Source organism: Streptomyces sp. NPDC006463, from assembly GCF_042870715.1.
Lineage (GTDB): Bacteria > Actinomycetota > Actinomycetes > Streptomycetales > Streptomycetaceae > Streptomyces.
This window is the reverse complement of sequence record NZ_JBIAHP010000003.1, coordinates 106,094-125,220: the sequence shown is the minus strand read 5'-3', so window position 1 is coordinate 125,220 and position 19,127 is coordinate 106,094. Positions and strand designations below refer to the sequence as shown.

Here is a 19,127-nt window from a genome sequence, read left to right as displayed (position 1 = left end):
GAACCCACGGCTCGGGGCGGAAGGGTCAGCCGGCGAGGGGAGCGGCGGCTGCCGTGCCCACCGCGAGGCTGTCGACGACCCCCCGCAGGCTGCCCGTGCGCCTCAGGGCCGCCCGCTGACGGCTCGCGCCCGTGCCCTGGCGGCGCAGCTCGTCCCACAGGGATTCCACGGCGTACAGGTCGCCGGCCGCCGCGAGCCCGGGTGCGGCGCGCTCCAGCAGCCGCTCGACGAGCAGGGCGGCGGGCCGTTCCAGGCCGCTCACCGGGTCGAGGCCCAGTCCGTCGATGCCGTGCTCCGCGGCCATCTCGTGGGCCCTGCGCAGCGTGGCCGTCGCCGGTTGGGGCGGCGGCACGTCGGCGTCCGCTTCGGCGAGGAGCGTCCCGGCGAGACCGCGTACGAGTGCGGCCAGCAGGACGACGGTGTCCACGTCGGCGTTGACGTCGGCGACCCGGAACTCCAGCGTCGGCACGTGCTCGGAGGGCCGGGCGTACCAATAGAGCATGCGGCGGTCGAGCAGCACTCCTGAGCCGACCATGCCGTCGACGTACTCCAGGTACCGGGGCTCGTCCAGCAGCGGGGGCGGTCCCACGGTGGGCCAGGCGGAGAAGGCGACCGACCGCCAGCTGTCGAAGCCCGTGTCACGACCGCACTCGACGGGGGAGTTCCCCGTCAGCGACTGGAACACCGGCAGCCAGGGGCGCATGTGGTTCGAGAGGGCCAGCGCGCGGCGCCGGTCCAGGGCGCCGACGTGCACGTGGCATCCGCAGACCATGCGGGAGGGGCCGACGAGGGAGGCGAATCGGCGGGCCATGCGGCGGTAGCGTTCGTTGTCGGTGACCGTCAGCGGCTCCTGCGGAGCGATCACCGGGACCCCCGAGGCCACCACCAGGCAGCCCACCTCGCTCGCGATCGGTGCGACGGTCCCCCGAAGCCGTACCAGCTGCTCGCGCAGGTCGGCGCGGTCGGCGGTGGGCACGGTGCAGACCTCCACCTGCGCGTTGTAGAACTCCGCCTGGACCTGGTCGCCCAGCAGGCCCTCCAGGGCGCTGATCACCTTGGGCGCGCGGTTCACCGGCGCCCTGCTGACCCGGTCGACCAGCAGGTACTCCTCCTCGACACCCATGGTCAGAACGTCCATCGGCTCTCCTGTTCAGAAAGTGCCCGGCGCCTACCCGTGCGTCCCCTCGCTACACCGTCCCAGTACACCTTCCGATCGGCCCGCCCGCACATGAGCCGCCCTGGGCAGGGCAGGGGCAGGGGGCAGCGCCGAAGCCGTACGGGCAGCGAGTACGGCCGAAACCCGAGGTGAGCCGTATGGACTGGTCGAGCGAACCGGAGCCCGAGGGCCCCGGTCCCACCCCCGAGAGCCCCGATCCGGTACCCCGCGATCCGCAGCCGCACCCGGCTCCCGGCCGCCCGGAGCCGGGCGAGCCGTCTCGCCCGTCTCCGGGCGAGCCGCCTCCCCACGAGCCGCCGATGGTCCCGGAACCCCCTGACTGAAGGAGATGAACCCGGTGCGCATCGCCTTTCTCATGGCGCCCGAAGGCGTCGAGGAGATCGAACTCACCGAGCCCTGGAAAGCCGCACTGGCGGCGGGCTGGAACCCTCAGCTGGTGTCCACGCGAGCCGGCCGGATCCGCGCCTACCACCATCTCGAAAAGGCGGGCACCTACCCCGTCGACCACGTCCTCGCCGGGGACACGGCGGACGCCTTCGACGCGCTCGTCCTGCCCGGCGGGGTCGCCAACCCGGACGCCCTGCGACTGAACGCGCGGGCCGTCGCCTTCACGCGGAGCTTCTTCGAGGCCGGCAAACCCGTCGCCGCGATCTGCCACGCCCCCTGGACCCTGGTGGAGGCGGACGTCGTACGGGGCCGCACGCTCACCTCGTGGCCGAGCCTGGCGACCGACATCCGCAACGCGGGCGGCACCTGGGTGGACGAGGAGGTGCACGTCTGCCGCGAGGCTCCGGGCACGCTGATCACCAGCCGCAAGCCGGGTGACCTGGACGCCTTCTGCCGCACGTTCGTCAAGGAGTTCGGCGCCGGCTGGCCGGTCTTCGTGCGACCGGCGGACACCGAGCCGGCCTCGGTTCACGACGACTGACCGGCGAAAAGAGGCCGGCCCTGCGCCACGCCGCAGGGGCGGTACGCAGGGCCGGATGCCGGTCGGTCAGGACAGGTACAGCAGCGCGCTCAGGACCTCGTGCAGGACGGCTTCGGGATCGGCCACGGCTTCCGCCGAGCGCCAGGCCACGAAGCCGTCCGGGCGTACGACGACCGCCCCGGTCTTCGTCGTGCCGTGGACCTCGGCCCAGTCGGCGCCCTCCTCGGTAGCCAGGTCGGCCTCGGGGCTGGTGCCGATCGCGTACGCGTCCAGGCCCACGCCCAGCTGCCCGGCGGCGGACCGCGCCGCCGCCCGCCAAGGGGTGCCCTCGGAGCTGAGCAGCACGAACGACCGCTCGTAGAGGTCCACCGTGGAGGTCCGCCCGCCGGGCCCCCGCAGCCACATGTGCGGCGCGCGGGTGCCCGGCTCGCCGGTCAGCCGCATCCGTTCGGGCACGACGGGCAGTTCCGGGTCGGTGCCGAGGACGGCGCCCAGGTTGTAGCGGTAGCCCATGGCGACGGAGAGGACCCCGCCCGGCCGGCCGCCACCGCGCGGTGCGGGCGCGGACTCGGGCTCGTACCCCGGGTGGCTGTGCTCCGCCGAGCGGGCCGAGGCGCGCTCGCTCGTCGCCCTGGCGACGGGCAGCCGCTCGGCCTCGTAGGTCTGCAGCAGTCGCGGACCCGCCGAGCCGTTCAGCACGGCGGCGAGCTTCCAGGCGAGGTTGTGCGCGTCCTGGATTCCGGTGTTCGAGCCGAACGCCCCGGTGGGGGACATCTCGTGGGCGGAGTCGCCCGCGAGGAAGACCCGCCCGGTCCCGTACCTTTCGGCGACGCGCTCGGCGGCGTGCCACGGGGCCTTCCCGGTGATCTCGATGTCAAGGTCGGGCGCGCCGACGGCCCGCCGGATGTGCTCGGCGCAGCGCTGGTCGGTGAAGTCGTCGATCGTCTCCCCCCGGTCGGGGTGCCACGGCGCGTGGAAGACCCACCGCTCGCGGTTGTCGACGGGGAGCAGGGCCCCGTCCGCGCCGGGCTTGGTCAGGTAGCACACGATGAAACGCCGGTCTCCGACCACTTCCGCGAGTCCGCGGGACCGGAAGGTGACGCTCACGTTGTGGAACAGGTCGCCGTGGCCGCTCTGGCCGATGCCGAGCTGCTCCCGGACGGGGCTGCGCGGCCCGTCCGCGGCGACGAGGTAGTCGGCGCGGACGGTGCTGTGCTCCCCGGTTTCCCGGTTCTTCACGATCGCCGTCACACCGGTGTCGTCGGGGTCGAAGGAGAGGAGTTCGGTGGAGAACCGCAGGTCCGCCCCGAGCTCGGGGGTCACGGACATCAGCACCGGCTCGATGTCGTTCTGGCTGCACAGGCACCACGCCGCCGGGCTGAAACGGGCGAGCCCACCCCCCGGGTCGATCTCCTCGAACAGCCACTCCAGGTCGTCACCGGTCAGCGAGCCGCCCTGCATGATGCCGTGATTGTCCGCCAGGACCGAGGCGGCCTCACGGATCCGGCCCTCCACGCCGGCGACTCGGAACAGCTCCATGGTCCGTACGTTGATCCCGCGTCCGCGCGGGTGCATCGAGGTGCCCGCATGCTTCTCGACCAGCATGTGCCTGATGCCGTGCCGGCCCAGAAATAGCGAGGTGCACAGGCCCACCAGCGAGCCGCCCACGATGAGGACCGGGACGCGGTGGTCGACGTTTTCCTTCATGGCACTTCTCATGCCCTGCCCGAGGGGCGTTCCCTCGCCCGTTCACCCGCTTGGATCTCTCCTCTCGCGCCGATGGCAGTAACGGACCACGATCGGTTCGGGTGGCGCCGCCCCGTGGCGACCGCGATGTCTCGAAGGAGTGTGAACGATGACGACCTTGTCGGAACGGATATCCCAGTCCGCCTTCGACGGCGCGAGGCTTCGCGTCGTGCTGCTGCTGGACCTGTACGACGGGGCTCAGAATCAGTTCCTCGAGGTCTACGAGCACATGCGTCGGCAGGTGTCGTCCGTCCCCGGACACATCAGCGACGAGTTGTGCCAGTCCATCGAGAACCCGTCGCAGTGGCTCATCACCAGCGAATGGGAGAGCGCACCGCGCTTCCTGTCCTGGCTGAACAGCGAGGAGCACGTCGCGGCGGTCAAACCCCTGCACGACTGCGTGCGGGACACCCGCTCGCTGCGGTTCAACGTGCTGCGGGAGACCGGCAGGTCCTCCGTAACGGAGAGATCGGCCGAACCGCGCCCGATCGCCTCCGCTCCCCGGCGGGGGGACGGCGTCGTGCGCCACGCCCTCACCTTCACCGTGAAGCCGGGCAGCGAGGCCGTCGTCGCGGAGCTGCTGGCGGGGTACTGCTCCCCGCAGACCCAGGTGGACGAGAAGACCCGGCTGCGCCGTACGTCCGTCTTCATGCACGGGAACCGGGTCGTACGGGCCGTCGAGGTGGAGGGCGACCTCCTGGCAGCCTTGCGCCATGTGGCCGGACAGCCCGAGGTCAGGGCCGTGGAGGCAGCCCTCAATCCGTACCTGGAGCAGGACCGGGACCTCAGTGACCCCGGATCCGCCCGGATGTTCTTCACCCGGGCGGCGCTCCCCGCCGTGCACCACGTGTCGTCCGGTGGGCCCGAGCCCGAAGACGTGCGGCGGCGTGCGCTGTTCTATCCCGCCAAGGACGGGTGCGGCATGGCGCTCGCGCGGCTGCTGGCCGGACAGGACGAGGCTGCCGTGGGCGATCCCGCGAGCCCCATCGTGGCCAGCACCGTCTTCCAGCGCGACGACTTCGTCGTCCGGCTCCTCGACATGCACGGCAAGCTCGACGCCCGGCCCGCTCTGGCGGCCGGCGTCGAGGGCGACCACAAGGCGGCCGTGCTCGCCCGGCTGCTCGACAGCGCCACGGACGGTGTCCCCACGACAGACGAGGAGATCTCCCGCTTCCTGGAACGTTCCGAAATGCATCTGATCACCGACCGGCGTCCGCCGGCGAGAGCCTGAGGAGATTGTCCGTCATGACCGCTCGACTGACGATGGAAGAACTGGCCGCTCTGATGCACAAGGGCGCGGGCGTCACCGTCGATGCCGCCGAGATGGCGAGCCGGCCCGAGGCGGGCTTCGACGAGTGGGGGCTCGATTCCCTGGGGCTGCTCGGCATCGTCGGGGAGCTGGAGAACCGGCACGGACGGCCCCTGCCCCCCGATGCGGACCGGTGCAGGTCGCCGCGCGAGTTCCTGGACCTCGTCAACAACGCGTTGATGACGGGCGCGTGACGCGGGAGTCCGCCGCGATCAGAAGAACCCGCGCCCCCGGGACCGGCTCCGTGCCGGTCCCGGGGGCGCGGGCGTGAGGGCCGCCGTCACCCGGGGACGGTGCACTCGAAGGCGTGCAGGTACGGGTTGACCGGCCGGATCTCGCCGACCTCCAGGCCGGCGTCCGCCATCCGCGTGACGAGGCTGTTCTTGGTGTGCTTCGCACCGCCCACGTTGAGCAGCAGCATCAGGTCCATGGCGGTGGTGAACTTCATCGACGGGGTGTCGTCCACCAGGTTCTCGATGATGACGACCCTGGCTCCGGGGCGGGCCGCCGCGATGACGTTGTGCAGGGTCCTGCGGGTGCTGTCGTCGTCCCACTCCAGGATGTTCTTGATGATGTACAGGTCGGCGTCCACCGGGATCGCCTCACGGCAGTCCCCGGGGAGGATCTCGGTCCGCTCGGCGAGCGGACCGCCCTCGCGCAGCCGGGGATCCGCCTTCGCCGCCACTCCCGGCAGGTCGAGCAGGACCCCTCGTACGGACGGGTGCTTCTCCAGCAGGCTCGCCAGCACGTGGCCCTGGCCGCCGCCGATGTCCGCGACCACCGAGACCCCGGTGAGGTCGAGGAGTTCCGCGACGTCCAGCGCCGACTGCATGCTGGAGGTGGTCATGGCCCGGTTGAACACGTGGGCGGACTCGTGCGCGTCCTGGTGCAGGTAGTCGAAGAAGCCCTTGCCGAACAGGTCGTGGAAGACGCTCCCCCCGGAGCGCACCGCGTCGTCGAGCCGGGGCCAGGCCTGCCAGGTCCAGGGCTCCGTGCACCACAGGGAGATGTAGCGCAGGCTGTGCGGATCGTCCTCGCGCAGCAGGCGTGACATCTCCGTGTGGACGAACTTCCCGTCCGGCGTCTCCGCGAAGACCCCGTAGCAGGAAAGGGCCCGGAGCAGCCGGTTCAGCGGCTTGGGTTCGCAGTCCAGCGCCGAGGCGAGCTCGGCGGCGGTGGCGGGCGACTCCCCGAGCGCGTCGGCGACTCCGAGACGGGCCGCCGCGCGCACGGCGGCGGCGATCGCCGCGCCGAAGACGAGCTCGCGCAGCCTCATCGCCGGCTGGGGGGCGGGGGCGGCCGCGGGAGCGGCGGTGGTGGTGGTGGTGGGGGTGGTGCTTACCGTGGTCATACGGCCTCGATTCCACTGATGAGGGGGATCACGGTCAGCACATCCCCGCGGGCTGGGAGGTCCCGCACCGGTTGCCGACGAACGTGTTGCCGGACCCCGTCCCCTGGTTGGCCAGGTCCGCCGGCTGGTTGCCCCGTACGTCGTTGTCCTTGATGACGTTGTCGGTGTTCTGGGCGCCCACGAAGCTCTTGAACAGCAGGATTCCGCCGGACAGCGGCGAGGAGCCCACGTTGCCGCGGATGGAGTTCGAACGGACGACCGTCTCCTCGGCTCCGGTCAGGACGATGCCCACGCCCTGGATGGCCGGGAGGCGGGTGTTGCCCTTGCAGAACTTGTTGTTCTCGTAGATCCAGTTGCCCCGGATGACCATGGCGCCGGCGCCCGGCTCGCCCTCGTCGCCGACGACGAAGATCCCGCCGCAGTTGCCCGTGAGGATGTTGTCGCTGACGGAGAGGTTCCGCACCCGCCTGACCGTGACCCCGATGCGGTTCCCGGTCAGCATGTTGTCGCGGATCACGGCACCGCCGGTGTCGGTGGCGCCGCCCTCGCGGTCGATGGTGTTGGCGACGAAGATGCCGGACTCCGCGTTGTCACGCGCGGTGTTGTGCCGGAACACCCCCCGGGTGGACCGCTCCTGGGCGATGCCCCAGGTGCCGTTCCTCTCGGCGATCACCCCTTCGACCTTCATCCGGTCGGTACGGGTCGCCCAGATACCGCTCTTCCTGAAGCCCCTCAGCGTCAGCGACCGGATGCTCACCCGGTCCACGGTCTTCTCCGCGGCTCCTATGACGCAGATACCGTTGCCGCTCTGCGCGCAGGGGTTCTCGGCGCGCGCGGGCGCGGCCGGGGGCATGATCACGGTCTCCGGCCCCGACCCGCGCAGGCTCAGGGGCTTCGTGATGTTCACGCTCTCGTGGTAGGTGCCGGGGAGCACGCGGATGCGGTCTCCCGGCAGTGCGGCGTCCACCGCTTGCTGGATCGATTCGCCCGGATGCACCGTGTGCGTGGCCGCCTCGGCGGGCGGCGCCGCCACGCCGAGGCCTGCGGCCATGACCACTGAGATGCATGCGAGGACCGTGAGCTGTCGATTCGTCACAATTCCGAAGTTATGGGCGATCCGGGCAAATCGCCACAATGGACAAGCGGAAGAACACAACCCGTGGGCAAACGGCCTCAATTTGAGGTCCGGACGAGTGGCCGTCCGCGCGTCGCCTTGGCGGCCTGCGACCAGCCCGCGGAACGCGCCGCCCGGGCCACCCGGGACGCGGGCGTTGACCTCCGGCGCGCGGCCGGGCTGGTCGCCGGGGGTTTCCCGGGCGCTCCCCCGACGGGCAACGGGAAACCCGTCGACCCCGGTGCCCGGCGCCCGCAGGCTGGAACCGTCCGCACCAGGCACGACCCCAAGGGGAAATCATGCGCAAGATGTTCCGCGGAGCCGCCGCGCTCGCCACCGCAGCCGCCGCCGTGATCGCGCTCAGCGGTACCTCCGTGGCCCAGCCGGCCGACGCGTGGGCCGGCTGCCCGGACGGGGCGGTCTGCATCTACCCTCAGAACCAGAACCCCGCCGTCAAGCCGACCCACGTCTTCTACAGCTACGGGGCGCACAAGCTGAGCAACCAGTACGGGAACCACTGGGTGCTCAACAACCAGTACGGCGCTGCGACCGCAAACCTGTGCACCGGCAGCAACGGCGGCGGCTGCGGCAGCCCGATCGCCGCGGGGACCGGTGTCTACGCCGACCTGACGCCCATCAACTCGATCCGCCTCAACCGGGGGTAATCGGTCCGACCCCGGCTGTAGCCTGGGCAGTGCCATCTCACTGCCCGGGCGCGCCATGGGGGATGTCTTGGGGGATCCGGACCGCCGAAGCAAATCCGATCACCAGCACGAATCGTCCGACGACGACACCACACCGCCCTTTCCCGCGCAGCTGCGACGTCTGCGGATGCAACGCGGTCTGTCACTCGCCGACATGGCCCGCCGGACGCATTACAGCAAGGGCTATCTGAGCAAGATCGAGACCGGCTCGAAGCGGGTGACCGCCGACGTGGCGCGCCGCTGCGACGAGGTACTGGGGGCGGGGGGCGAACTGCTGCGGATGGTACGGGAGACGGGACCGCCCGGCGTCGGCGACGGCGCCAGGACGGGGACGGGCACGGAAACGGGGACCGGGCAGCAGTCGGACGGCGAGTGCCCCTACCGCGGTCTGTCGGCCTTCACCGCGCGGGACGCGGGGTGGTTCTTCGGCCGGGAGCGGGCGACGGCCGAGCTGGTCGAGCGGGTCTTCGAACGCGTCGGCAGTGGGCCGCTGATGCTGGTCGCCCCGTCGGGCGCCGGCAAGTCCTCCCTGCTCAATGCCGGTCTCGTACCGGCTCTGCGGCGCCCGGGCGGGTTCCCGATGCCCGGCGCCGCCGAATGGCCGGTGGTGCGGTTCACTCCCACCGCGCATCCGCTGGAGGAGCTGCTGGACAGGACCGCGAAGGTCCTGGGCAGCGATCCCGGCATCACCGCCCAGGAACTGCGGGACCGGCCTCAGGTGCTGCTCGAAGCCGTCCGCCCGCTGTCGGACCCGGGCCGCGGCCTTCCGCCCGTCCGGCTCGTGCTGATCATCGATCAGTTCGAGGAGCTGTTCACCCTCTGCTCCGGCGAGGAGGAGCGGCACGCCTTCGTACGGGTGCTGTCGGCCCTGTCCACCTCGGGGCCCGCGGGGGCCGGCCCGGATCCCGCCGTGGTGGTGCTCGGCGTACGGGCGGACTTCTCCGGCAGCTGTCTGGACGTGCCGGAGCTGGCCACGGTCTTCACGGCGGGACTGTTCGTACTGCCCCCGATGACCCTGGCGGAGCTGCGGGAATCGATCACGCGTCCGGCGGAGCTCGCCGGGGTCACCCTCGAACCGGGCCTGGTCCCCCTGCTGCTGCGCGACGCCGGTCTGCGCGAGCACACCCCCGGCCACACCCCCTCCGGCGCACTGCCGCTGGTCTCCCACGCGCTGATGGCCACCTGGCAGCAACGCCGGGGCGCCACCCTGACCGTCGCCGGGTACGAGCGGACCGGCGGCATCCAGGGCGCGATCGCGCGGACCGCCGAGACCGTCTTCGCACGTCTGTACCCGGACGAGCAGCGGACGATCCGCCGCGTCCTGGTGCGCCTGGTCCACGTCGCCGACGGCACGGGCGCGACCCGCCGCCGACTGAACCGCACCGCCCTGATGGAACAGCTGGACGACGCCGGCCGGGCCGCGGCGGCGCTCGACACCTTCGTCCGGGCCCGGCTGATCACCATGGACAGCGACACCGTCGAGATCACCCACGAGGCCCTGCTGCACGCCTGGCCGCGGCTGCGCGGCTGGATCCAGGCCGACCGGGCGGGCCTGCTGATCCACCAGCAGCTGGCCCAGGCGGCCGCCGAATGGGAGCGCGAGGACCGCGATCCGTCGGCCCTCTACCGCGGGACCCGGCTGGACACCGCCCGCGCGTGGGCCGACGAGCTCGACGGCCGCAGCGGGCTCGGGCCGCTGGAGGAGGCCTTCCTGCGGGCGAGCCGGGCCGCGGAGGACGGCCGCGAGCGGCAGGCCCGGCGTCAGGTGCGGCTGCGGCAGCGGATGCTGGCCACGCTCGTGGTCCTGCTGGTCCTCGCCGTGGGCGCCGGCGGGCTGGCGTACGAGCAGCGCGCGGGTGCGCTCGGCCAGGAGCGCGTCGCCCGGTCCAGGGCGCTCGCCCTGCAGTCCGCGTCGCTGGCCGCGGGCCAGCCGGAGGCGTCGATGCGGCTCGCCGGGGAGGCGTACCGGACGGCGGCGACCACCGAGGCGCGCGGAGCCCTGCTGAGCACCCAGGCTCAGCCGTTCATCGCCCGGCTGGGCGGGCACGGCGGGCCCGTGAACGCCGTGGCCTTCGCCCCGGGGAACGGCACGCTGGCGACGGCCGGTTCGGACGGGACGGTGACGCTGCGGCGGATGGCCGACCGCCGTACGACCGCGGCCTTCACCATGGCCGGCCGGGTACGCGCCGTCGCCTTCAGCCCCGACGGCCGGACACTCGCCGCCGCCTCGACGGACGGCCCCGCGCGGCTCTGGGACATCGCGGGCGGCCGTACGGCGGCGGTCCTCCCGGCGAGCACCACCGGCGCCCGGGCGGTGGCCTTCGCCCCCGACGGGCGGACGCTGGCCATCGGGTCCCCCGACGGGACCGTCCAGCTGTGGGAGGCCGCCGGGGAGCACCGGGCCGTGGCCGCCCTCGACGGCCATACCGGCAGGGTCAACGCCCTGGCGTACGCGCCGGACGGCCGGACGCTGGTCTCGGCCGGCTCGGACCGGACCGTACGGCTGTGGGACCCGGTGGAGGCCCGCCCGCTGGCCGTCTTCGCCGGGCACACGGACGAGGTGCTGGGGGCGGCGTTCGCTCCGGACGGGCAGTCCGTCGCCACCGGGGGCGTCGACCGGACCGTACGGCTGTGGGACGTGGCGGGACGCCGGATCACCGCGACGCTGACCGGGCACAGCGACGACGTCAACGGCGTGGCCTACACGCCGGACGGGACGACGGTCGTCAGCGCGGGCGGCGACGGGACGACCCGGCTGTGGGACGTGCGCGGCGGCCGGCTGACGGCGACGCTCGCCGGGCACACCGACTACGTGCTCGGTGTGGCGGTGGACTCCGCGGGCGCCGTGCTGGCCACCGCCGGGTTCGACCAGTCGGTGGTGCTGTGGGACCTGCGCGGCCCGGTGCTGGCGTCGCGTCCGTTCACGGAGGTCTGGCACGCCGTGTACAGCCCCGACGGCAGACTGCTGGCCACCGCTGAAGCGGACCACACGGTGCGCGTGTGGGACGTGGCGGAGCGACGGGTGGTGGCCGCGTTCGCGGGGCACACCGAGACGGTGTTCTCGGTGGCCTTCGCCCCCGACGGACGGACGCTGGCCTCGGCGGGCTCCGACGGCACCATCCGGCTGTGGGACGTGGCGGCCCGCGCGTCGGCGGCAACCCTCTCCGGCCGGAGCGGGACCGTGTTCGCGGTGGCCTTCGCCCCCGACGGGCGCACGCTCGCCGCCGGCGGCGCGGACGGCACGGTGCGGCTGTGGGACGTCCCGGCACGCCGCCCGCTCGCGGTGCTCACCGGTCACACGGACTTCGTCAACGACGTGGTGTTCAGCCCCGACGGGCGCACCCTGGCGAGCGCCGGTGACGATCTGACCGTACGGCTGTGGGACCTCTCGGCGCACGCTGCGGGTGAAGTCCCCCGGCCGGCCGTGCTCACCGGCCATACGGGTGCGGTACGGGGTCTGGCCTTCAGTCCGGACGGGCGGACCCTCGCCAGCAGCGGCAACGACGGGACGGTCCGCCTGTGGGACGCCCGCCGCCGGAGCTTCGAGGCGGCGCTCACCGGGCACACCGGCTCCGCGCGGGGCGTCGCCTTCTCCCCCGACGGCCGGACCCTGGCCAGCAGCGGCAACGACCGTACGGTGCGGCTGTGGGACGTGGCCGGGCGCCGCCTCGTGGCCGCGCTGGCCGGCCATGCCAGCGCGGTGTGGGGGGTCTCCTTCTCGCCCGACGGGCGGACGGTGGCCAGCAGCAGCACCGACGGGACCGTGCGGTTGTGGAGCCTGGACGTCGGGGCCCGGCTCGCGGAGATCGACCGCTGCTGCCGCCACGGCTGAGGTCCCGGCGGCGGCGCCGGCCGCCAGGTGTGACGAAAGTCTGACGTGCCTGCGCGACCCCTGGCTTCCGGGGCCCGGCGCTGGTCGAATCGGCGGGTGAGCACAGAAGAGCACGCAGACCCCGACGGCCGGGGCACCCCGGTCGGGCGCCGGCTGGTCCTGGGGATGCTCGGCCTCGGCGCGGCCGGGCTGGTCACCGCCCCCTACCTCCAGCACGGCTTCGAGGCCGTCGCCGACAAGGACCCCACCGGGATCAGCGGACTGCTGCCGAACGGCGGCGGGTTCCGCTACTACTCGGTCGCCTCGTCCGTTCCCGAGCGGGGCCCGGAGAACTACCGCCTCACCGTCGGCGGGCTCGTCGACCGCCCGGCGGAGTACACCCTCGACGCGCTGCGGGCGCTCCCGCAGACCCGGGTGGTCCGGGACGTGCAGTGTGTGACCGGCTGGCGGGTCCCGGGCACCCCCTTCGAGGGGGTACCGCTGTCGCGGCTGCTCGACGCCGCCGGGGTGCGGCCCGAGGCCGGCGCCATCCGCTTCGACTGCTTCGACGGCACCTACACCGAGAGCCTCACCCTCCCGCAGGCCCGCCGTGACGACGTCCTGGTCGCCCTGCGGATGCAGGACCGGCCGCTGGGCCACAGCCACGGCGGACCGGTGCGGCTGTACGTCGCCCCGATGTACTTCTACAAGTCGGCCAAGTGGCTCTCCGGGATCACCCTCACCGAGAAGGTCGAGCCGGGCTACTGGGAGCTGCTGGGCTACGACGTCGACGCGTGGGTCGGCCGCTCGAACGGACGTGACGATGCCCCCACCGTCTGAACGGGCCGCGCGCGTGAGCCGTTTCAGCCGCGCCGAGCGCCTGGTCCACCGGTCCACGGCCGCGCTCGCCCTGGTGTGCGTGGCGGGCGCCGCCTGCCTCTACCTGCCGCCGCTCGCCGAACTCGTGGGCCGCCGCCACCTGGTCGTCACCGTGCACGAGTGGTCCGGGCTGCTGCTCCCGCTGCCCTTCCTGCTGGGCCTCGCCTCCCCCGCGTTCCGCGCCGACCTGCGGCGGCTGAACCGCTTCGGGCCGCACGACCGCCAGTGGCTGCGGGCCGCGCTGCGCCGGGACCGCACGGGGCCACGGCCCGCCGGGAAGTTCAACGCCGGGCAGAAGGTGTACGCGGGCTGGCTGGCCGGGGCGGTCCTGGTGATGCTCGGCACCGGGCTCCTGATGTGGTTCACCGGCCTCGCCCCGCTGGTCTGGCGGACCGCCGCCACCTTCGTCCACGACTGGCTGGCGCTGGCCCTCGGCATCGTGCTCGCCGGGCACATCGGCAAGGCCCTGGCCGACCCGGAGGCTCGGCGCGGCATGCGCACGGGCTCGGTCGGGCGGTCGTGGGCCGCGCGCGAGCACCCGCTGTGGCGGCCCGAGGAGTGAGCCCCCGCGGTGACGACGGGGGCTCGGCTCCCCTGAGGGCCCGGGCCGAGACGATCGGCCGGCGGGATCAGCCGCCGTCGCGGACCGCGACGATGCCGTTGAAGACGCCGACGTACGCGGTGCCGTCGGGCCCGAGGGTGATCGGGGCCCAGTTGTTGTCGTACAGCGCGCCGGTGCCCGTCAGCTGCCGCCAGCGGCGCTCACCGGTACGGAAGTCCACCGCGGTGAGGTACCAGGCGTCGATGCCCCAGAAGCTGGGCTCCTTCTCGTAGAAGTAGAGCAGCCCGTTCCCGGTGGAGAGCTTCGGAACGACGGAGGGCGAGCGGATCGCGCTCTCCCACACCGTGTCGCAGCCGCTGCCGTCGGCGCGGACGTCGATGCGAGCCACGCCGCCGACGACGGACTTGCCCAGCAGCAGGGTGGTGGGGTTCTCGTAGCCGTAGTTGTTCTCGACGACGATGCTGTTGCCCCAGGTGATCAGGGAGTTGTCGGTGGTCGAGGCGCCGGGACCGAACACCGGCACCTTGCAGACCAGCCGCCGGTCCGCGGGCACGTCCACGCCCCGCTTGTAGACCAGGACGTTCATCCGGTCGTCGGCGTTGTCCGTGATCGCGACGTAGCCGTTGCCGAAGAGGTCCGGGGTGGTGCCCGAACCCTGGTTCACGGAGCCCGGCTTGGTCCCGGTACCGCGGTCGTACGTCTGGCGCCACTGTGCCTCGGGGGTGCCGTCGGCGGCGGCGCGGAAGCTGTAGAGCGCGTGGTCGGTGACGATGGAGACGCCGTCCTCGGCGACCGAGAAGGAGTTCTGGATCTCCTCGCCGTCGAGCCGGACGGAGCGGATCCGCGAGGTCGCCGGGTCCACGGTGCCGACCCGCCCCTGGCGGGTGACCCACCAGATGCGGCCGTTCCAGTCGGGCATGACGGAGGTGACGGGGTCACAGGTGCCGCTGGGCCACAGGTTGGTCCAGCTGACGCAGTCGTGCGGGACCTGGCCGGTGAGGTCCCAGTCGTCGTCGACGGTGAACTTCCAGCTGCCGTCCGCGTTCTGGACGTGGGCGAGGCGCAGGATGTGCTGTCGGGAGTCGGCCAGCACCGCCCGGTCCTGGTCGTCCAGGTAGAAGTAGGCGCCGCCCGAGGTGTCCTTGAAGATCTTCGCGAAATCGAGCGAGGTGATCGCCTCGACAGTGGAAGAACGCTGCGGGAGCTGGTACTCCGCGAGCGTGGCGAGCGTACGGGGCTCCAGGAGCTTGACCTTGAAGCCCGAGAAGGTGCCGCACACCGTGACGAGCCGGCCGCCCGCGTCGAAGGTGGCGGTGGCGCATTCCCCGCCGAGAGCGGCGATCTTCTCGCTGGTCACCTGTGGGTTCTTGCCGAGCGGCCCGCTCCAGGGGGACGTGGCGCTGCCGGCCGCGTCGGAGTGCATGCCGCTGCGGCCGTTGGGCGCGAGGAAGGGGTGCTGCGGCGGCGCCTCGCCGGGCAGCGGTGCCGCTGCCGCGGGGCTGCCGTCGTAGTGGCTGACCAGGCGGTGGCCGGGGGCCTTGGGTATCTCGTCGGCCTGGGCCGCCGAGACGCCGTACATCACCGTCAGCGCGGCGACGACCGGGACCACGGCGCAGTTCAGCGCTCTTCGGAACATCCGGGACCTCCTCCGTCTTCTCTGCAGTTCTATTGACACCACGTCTGACATCGCACCGCCGCCAGACGCTAGATCGCACTGCCCGAGGAGTCCATGGAAGAGCCGGATGATTCACGAGGGCGCAACAGTCGATCAACGATCCACTAGGGGTTGAGACTGGAAACCGCGTTCGCGGTGGCCGTCAGACCGTCGTGGATGGTCGCGGCCATGCTGCTGCTCGCGAGGTAGAAGCCGAGCAGTACGCACACGACGGCGTGCGAGAACTTGAGCCCGCCGCTGCGCACGAAGATCCAGGCGAGGATGAGGAGCAGGACGACCACGGAGAGGGAAATCACCATCGAAACCTCCTTACTCGGCGCCATGGTGGCGCAGGCAGGGGTGCCGACGGGCGAAAGACGTGTCCTCCGTACGGGTGTTGACCGTCCGTGACGGTCGGCCGGTCCTTGACGATCTCGTTCCAGCGGGTCGTACGGTCACACCAGCGCCCCAGCAGCACCGGATCGTGGCCGACGGCGAGGAGGCACGCACCGCTCGCGGCGCCGGCGGGTGAGCAGATCGCCGCCGAGGGCCGACACGTTCCGTCAACTCGGCGACACACGTTCCCACTTCCGAGGGCGGCGTCCAGGGCCGCCGGTTTGTCGTACCGGGCACATGCCGGGCGTGACCAGAAGAAGCCGAACCGGGCACGGCAGGGGTCTTGCCGGGCCCGCGACCCCCGTGCCATATATGTCTAGACCTTTACGAGGAAGCGGAGGATGGCACCCGTGCGACGCACCGCCCCGACCCTCGCTCCGCGCATGGTCCTCGGCCCGCGCCTGGCCTTCGCGCTGTGCCTGGGCCTCGCCGGACTGACGGCGTGCACCGCGCCCGACACCGAGGCCCCGCCCGCACCCGCCGGACTCACCGCACAGCCCGGCAGCGCCACGACCGTGCACGTCATGTGGGAAGCGGCCGCCGTGCGCGACGCAGTGACCGGCTACCAGGTCTTCGAGTCCGGCCACCTGGTCCGCGAACTCCCGGCAGAGAAGACCATGGTGGACATCACCGGCCTCACCCCGCAGACCGGCTACGCCTTCACGGTCCGCGCCAAGGACGCCGCCGGGAACCTCTCCGGGACGGGTCCGGCCGTACGGGCGACCACCCCGGCCGCATCCGCCGAGGACCGCCTGGCGCCCACCGCCCCGGCCGCCACCACGGCCCGGGCCACCGGGCCCCGGGCCGCCCGGGTGTCCTGGTCCGCCGCCACGGACGACACGGGCGTGACGGCGTACGACGTCTACCAGGGCGGCGTCCGGATCCACACCGCCGGCCCCGGGGAGACCGGCACCGCGCTGAGCGGCCTCCAGCCCGACACCGTCTACACGTTCACCGTGCGGGCCCGCGACGGGGCGGACAACTCCTCCCCCGACGGCCCTGCGGTGGACGTGACCACCCCGCCCGCCTCCGGTGACGGACCGGGTACCGCACCCGCCGAGTTCACGGCGACCGCCTCCCCCGGCGCGGTCACCCTCGCCTGGACCGCCCCGGAAACCGGGCGCGAGACCAGCGAGTACGAGCTCTACGTCAACGGACGGCCCACCACCGTCATCCAGTTCGGCACCGGCGCGGTCCCCAGTGGACGGGCGGAGCACCGGATCACGGTGACCGAGCCGGCCGGTACCGCGTGGGCGGTGAAACTGCGCGCCCGGCTGCCCGACGGCAACTGGGGCGCTTTCTCGGCGGAGCGGACAGTCACCCTCATAGCGTGAAATCCGGCAACGATCTGGCCTGAACAGCATTGTCGGGCAAGGAGATCACGCACAATACTTCCGTGTTCGGTGAGTACTCGGTCAACAACAATCAGCCAGATTCCGCAGGCGGCGGCGGGCCAGACTCTGGCGCCGCGCCGGGGAACCTGCCGCCGGAATCGGCGAGCTTCGTCGGCCGGGAGGGCGAACTCTGCCTCCTCGCCGGTCTGTTGCGCGAGCGAAGACTGGTCACACTCACCGGGGTGGGCGGTGTCGGCAAGTCCCGGCTCGCCCTGCGGGCCACCGCCGCGGCCGGCCGGGACCGGCAGGACGGCGTGTGCTGGGTGGAGCTGTCGCCGCTGCGCGACCCCGCCCTGCTCGCCACGGCCGTCGCCCACGCCGTCGGTCTCGCCGACCACTCCGCGCGCTCGCTCGACGAGGAGTTGTGCGCGTGGATGGCCGACAAGGAACTCCTCCTCGTCCTGGACACCTGTGAGCACCTGGTGGCTGCCTGCCGCCACCTGGTGGGTGAACTCCTGCAGTCCGCACCCGGGCTGACGGTCGTGGTCACCTCCCGGGAGCCGCTCGGCTCCCCCGGCGAAGAGGTCGTCGAGATCCGTCCGCTGCCCTGCGAAGGGCCCGACAGCGACGCCCTCGCCCTGTTCCGCGCCCGCGCCCTCGCCGCGACCCCGCAGGCGTCCGCCACCTTCGAGGACGCCGGCCGGACCGCGGTCGCGGCCGAGCTCTGCCGCCGCCTCGACGGGATCCCGCTCGCCCTGGAACTGGCCGGCGCCCGGATGCGGCTGTGGACCCTGGAGCAGATGGCCGCACGGATCGGCGAGCGCTTCGACATGCTCGCCGACACCCGGGCCGTCATGCTGCCCCGGCACCAGACGATGCGGACCACGATCGGCTGGAGCCACGAGCTGTGCGAGCCGCTGGAACGGCTGCTGTGGGCCCGGCTCTCCGTCTTCACCGGGGATTTCGACGTCGCCGCCGCCCGGGCGGTATGCGCGGGCGGCCCGCTGCCCGCCTCGCGGGTGGAGCGGGTGCTGGCGGGCCTGGTCGCCAAGTCGGTGGTCCGGCGCACCGAGGAGCGGGGCGCCGGAGCCCGTTACCGGATGCTGGACACGATCCGCGAGTACGGGCACGACTGGCTGGGCGAGCTCGGCGAGAGGCGGATCGTCGCCGACCGGCACGCCCACTGGTACGGGGCCCTCTGCCAGGCCGCCGACCGGGGCTGGCTCGGCCCGGAGCAGGTGGACTGGTACCGCAGGATGACCGCCGAGCACGCGCAGCTGCGTACGGCCCTGGAGCATCTGCTGGGCAACGACCCGGCGGCAGCGCTGGAGATGGCCGGGGCGCTGTGGTTCTACTGGTTCGCGTGCGGGCACGTGCACGAGGGCCGCGGCTTCCTGGAACGGGCGCTGCACGCCGCCCCGGCCGCGGGAGCCGCCCACAACCAGGCCGTGTGGGCCCTCGGGCTGACCGCGCTGCTCCAGGGCGACATGGACACGGCCCGCCGGACCGGCGAGGAGTGCGCCCGGGGCGCGGCCCCGCTCGCGGACCCCGAACGGGAGCTGCGCGCGGCCTACTTGCAGGCGGCGTCCGTGCTGATGCCGGGCGACCCCGTACGGGCCCTGGCGCTGGGCGGTCCACGGGCCCGGGCGGGCCACGGCGGGCGGACCAGCGGCCCGGGCTGGCTGCTGTGCAAGCTGGCCACCAGCTACGCCCTGTGCGACCTCGGGCGCTTCGACGAGGCCACCGAGGAGGCGTGGTCCCTGCGGGAGACCTGCGCGGAGCTGGGCGAGCGCTGGCTGCGGGCGTACGCCGACTACGTGCTGGCGGTGGCCGCACTGGGCCTGGGCGACCACGGGGAGGCGGCCCGGCACGTGCGGGCCATGCTGTCCGGCAAACGGCTGCTCGGCGACCGCTTCGGCATCGCGCTGGGCCTGGACCTGCTGGCCGCGGCGGTGGCGGGGCTGGGCGACGGGGAGCTGGCGGCGCGGCTGCTGGGCACCGGGCACGCCTGGTGGCGCACGGTCGGCCGGCCGCAGATGGGCGGCGCGCCCTCGCTGAGGGCCCTGCGGGACCAGGGCGAGCGGCAGGCCAGGGCGGCGATCGGCGACGCCGCGTTCGAGGCGGCGTTCCGGGGCGGCGCGGCGGCGTCCACCGGCTGACCG

Annotated in this window: 15 protein-coding genes and 1 pseudogene; 9 read left to right on the top strand and 7 right to left on the bottom strand. The window is 72.9% G+C overall.

Going from position 1 to position 19,127, the window contains the following annotated elements; genetic code table 11:
- Nucleotides 1-25: 25 nt before the first annotated feature.
- A complete protein-coding gene (locus tag ACFYOB_RS07610; RefSeq protein WP_388555919.1) occupies nucleotides 26-1,138 on the bottom strand; it encodes a glutamate--cysteine ligase in 1,113 nt (370 codons plus the stop codon).
- 376 nt (nucleotides 1,139-1,514) lie between these two features.
- On the opposite strand from ACFYOB_RS07610, the gene ACFYOB_RS07605 reads away from it, so the two are divergent.
- On the top strand, nucleotides 1,515-2,105 hold the full coding sequence (locus tag ACFYOB_RS07605) for a type 1 glutamine amidotransferase domain-containing protein (protein WP_388555916.1): 591 nt from the start codon (nucleotides 1,515-1,517) through the stop codon (nucleotides 2,103-2,105).
- A 66-nt stretch (nucleotides 2,106-2,171) separates the two neighbouring features.
- Here the strand turns inward: ACFYOB_RS07605 and ACFYOB_RS07600 are convergent, their stop codons facing one another.
- Nucleotides 2,172-3,812 (bottom strand): FAD-dependent oxidoreductase, encoded by a 1,641-nt coding sequence (locus tag ACFYOB_RS07600; RefSeq protein ID WP_388555913.1) that lies wholly within the window; start codon nucleotides 3,810-3,812, stop codon nucleotides 2,172-2,174.
- 148 nt (nucleotides 3,813-3,960) lie between these two features.
- Between ACFYOB_RS07600 and ACFYOB_RS07595 the strand changes: the two genes are divergently transcribed.
- Together ACFYOB_RS07595 and ACFYOB_RS07590 are read left to right on the top strand one after the other, a co-directional pair.
- Nucleotides 3,961-5,082, top strand: a complete 1,122-nt coding sequence (locus ACFYOB_RS07595) for a SchA/CurD-like domain-containing protein (protein ID WP_388555910.1) — start codon at nucleotides 3,961-3,963, stop codon at nucleotides 5,080-5,082.
- Between the two features lie 14 nt (nucleotides 5,083-5,096).
- Nucleotides 5,097-5,354 carry an acyl carrier protein gene (locus tag ACFYOB_RS07590; protein WP_388555908.1) on the top strand — a complete coding sequence of 86 codons (258 nt, stop codon included), beginning with the start codon at nucleotides 5,097-5,099 and terminating at the stop codon, nucleotides 5,352-5,354.
- Nucleotides 5,355-5,440: 86 nt separating this feature from the next.
- Here the strand turns inward: ACFYOB_RS07590 and ACFYOB_RS07585 are convergent, their stop codons facing one another.
- Together ACFYOB_RS07585 and ACFYOB_RS07580 are read right to left on the bottom strand one after the other, a co-directional pair.
- Nucleotides 5,441-6,511 (bottom strand): methyltransferase, encoded by a 1,071-nt coding sequence (locus tag ACFYOB_RS07585; RefSeq protein WP_388555905.1) that lies wholly within the window; start codon nucleotides 6,509-6,511, stop codon nucleotides 5,441-5,443.
- Nucleotides 6,512-6,545: 34 nt separating this feature from the next.
- The gene (locus ACFYOB_RS07580) at nucleotides 6,546-7,607 is read right to left on the bottom strand and encodes a nitrous oxide reductase family maturation protein NosD (RefSeq protein WP_388555903.1); all 1,062 of its coding nucleotides are present in this window, start codon (nucleotides 7,605-7,607) and stop codon (nucleotides 6,546-6,548) included.
- A gap of 317 nt (nucleotides 7,608-7,924) precedes the next feature.
- On the opposite strand from ACFYOB_RS07580, the gene ACFYOB_RS07575 reads away from it, so the two are divergent.
- The 4 genes from ACFYOB_RS07575 to ACFYOB_RS07560 all read left to right on the top strand — a co-directional run bounded on the left by ACFYOB_RS07575 (nucleotide 7,925) and on the right by ACFYOB_RS07560 (nucleotide 13,581).
- Entirely contained in the window at nucleotides 7,925-8,290 is a 366-nt protein-coding gene (locus ACFYOB_RS07575; protein ID WP_388555901.1) for a hypothetical protein, read from the top strand.
- A gap of 166 nt (nucleotides 8,291-8,456) precedes the next feature.
- Nucleotides 8,457-12,161 (top strand): helix-turn-helix domain-containing protein, encoded by a 3,705-nt coding sequence (locus tag ACFYOB_RS07570; protein ID WP_388555899.1) that lies wholly within the window; start codon nucleotides 8,457-8,459, stop codon nucleotides 12,159-12,161.
- Between the two features lie 165 nt (nucleotides 12,162-12,326).
- Nucleotides 12,327-12,980, top strand: a complete 654-nt coding sequence (locus ACFYOB_RS07565) for a molybdopterin-dependent oxidoreductase (RefSeq protein WP_388556757.1) — start codon at nucleotides 12,327-12,329, stop codon at nucleotides 12,978-12,980.
- Entirely contained in the window at nucleotides 12,964-13,581 is a 618-nt protein-coding gene (locus ACFYOB_RS07560) for a cytochrome b/b6 domain-containing protein (RefSeq protein WP_388555897.1), read from the top strand. Before ACFYOB_RS07565 ends, ACFYOB_RS07560 begins: the two co-directional genes overlap by 17 nt.
- A 67-nt stretch (nucleotides 13,582-13,648) precedes the next feature.
- Here the strand turns inward: ACFYOB_RS07560 and ACFYOB_RS07555 are convergent, their stop codons facing one another.
- The 3 genes and pseudogenes from ACFYOB_RS07555 to ACFYOB_RS07545 all read right to left on the bottom strand — a co-directional run.
- Entirely contained in the window at nucleotides 13,649-15,217 is a 1,569-nt protein-coding gene (locus ACFYOB_RS07555; RefSeq protein ID WP_388555894.1) for a hypothetical protein, read from the bottom strand.
- Nucleotides 15,218-15,360: 143 nt separating this feature from the next.
- Entirely contained in the window at nucleotides 15,361-15,555 is a 195-nt protein-coding gene (locus ACFYOB_RS07550; RefSeq protein ID WP_388555892.1) for a hypothetical protein, read from the bottom strand.
- Nucleotides 15,549-15,755: pseudogene (locus tag ACFYOB_RS07545) on the bottom strand (hypothetical protein); the annotation flags it as partial. The pseudogene ACFYOB_RS07545 and the gene ACFYOB_RS07550, both read right to left, overlap by 7 nt.
- A 217-nt stretch (nucleotides 15,756-15,972) precedes the next feature.
- Between ACFYOB_RS07545 and ACFYOB_RS07540 the strand changes: the two are divergent.
- Together ACFYOB_RS07540 and ACFYOB_RS07535 are read left to right on the top strand one after the other, a co-directional pair.
- The gene (locus tag ACFYOB_RS07540; protein WP_388555890.1) at nucleotides 15,973-16,965 is read left to right on the top strand and encodes a fibronectin type III domain-containing protein; all 993 of its coding nucleotides are present in this window, start codon (nucleotides 15,973-15,975) and stop codon (nucleotides 16,963-16,965) included.
- A 62-nt stretch (nucleotides 16,966-17,027) separates the two neighbouring features.
- Nucleotides 17,028-19,124, top strand: coding sequence for an ATP-binding protein (locus tag ACFYOB_RS07535; protein WP_388555887.1), 2,097 nt, complete (start codon nucleotides 17,028-17,030; stop codon nucleotides 19,122-19,124).
- The last annotated feature ends 3 nt before the right edge of the window (nucleotides 19,125-19,127 follow it).

What these genes read in the sequence shown, in the direction of transcription:
- ACFYOB_RS07595 (WP_388555910.1), top strand. Translation starts at nt 3,961, where the DNA reads ATGACGACCTTGTCGGAACGGATATCCCAGTCCGCCTTCGACGGCGCG.
- ACFYOB_RS07565 (WP_388556757.1), top strand. Translation starts at nt 12,327, where the DNA reads ATGCTCGGCCTCGGCGCGGCCGGGCTGGTCACCGCCCCCTACCTCCAG.
- ACFYOB_RS07585 (WP_388555905.1), bottom strand. Translation starts at nt 6,511, where the DNA reads ATGACCACGGTAAGCACCACCCCCACCACCACCACCACCGCCGCTCCC.
- ACFYOB_RS07590 (WP_388555908.1), top strand. Translation starts at nt 5,097, where the DNA reads ATGACCGCTCGACTGACGATGGAAGAACTGGCCGCTCTGATGCACAAG.
- ACFYOB_RS07540 (WP_388555890.1), top strand. Translation starts at nt 15,973, where the DNA reads ATGGCACCCGTGCGACGCACCGCCCCGACCCTCGCTCCGCGCATGGTC.
- ACFYOB_RS07555 (WP_388555894.1), bottom strand. Translation starts at nt 15,217, where the DNA reads ATGTTCCGAAGAGCGCTGAACTGCGCCGTGGTCCCGGTCGTCGCCGCG.
- ACFYOB_RS07550 (WP_388555892.1), bottom strand. Translation starts at nt 15,555, where the DNA reads ATGGTGATTTCCCTCTCCGTGGTCGTCCTGCTCCTCATCCTCGCCTGG.
- ACFYOB_RS07600 (WP_388555913.1), bottom strand. Translation starts at nt 3,812, where the DNA reads ATGAAGGAAAACGTCGACCACCGCGTCCCGGTCCTCATCGTGGGCGGC.
- ACFYOB_RS07610 (WP_388555919.1), bottom strand. Translation starts at nt 1,138, where the DNA reads ATGGACGTTCTGACCATGGGTGTCGAGGAGGAGTACCTGCTGGTCGAC.
- ACFYOB_RS07560 (WP_388555897.1), top strand. Translation starts at nt 12,964, where the DNA reads ATGCCCCCACCGTCTGAACGGGCCGCGCGCGTGAGCCGTTTCAGCCGC.
- ACFYOB_RS07575 (WP_388555901.1), top strand. Translation starts at nt 7,925, where the DNA reads ATGCGCAAGATGTTCCGCGGAGCCGCCGCGCTCGCCACCGCAGCCGCC.
- ACFYOB_RS07570 (WP_388555899.1), top strand. Translation starts at nt 8,457, where the DNA reads ATGCAACGCGGTCTGTCACTCGCCGACATGGCCCGCCGGACGCATTAC.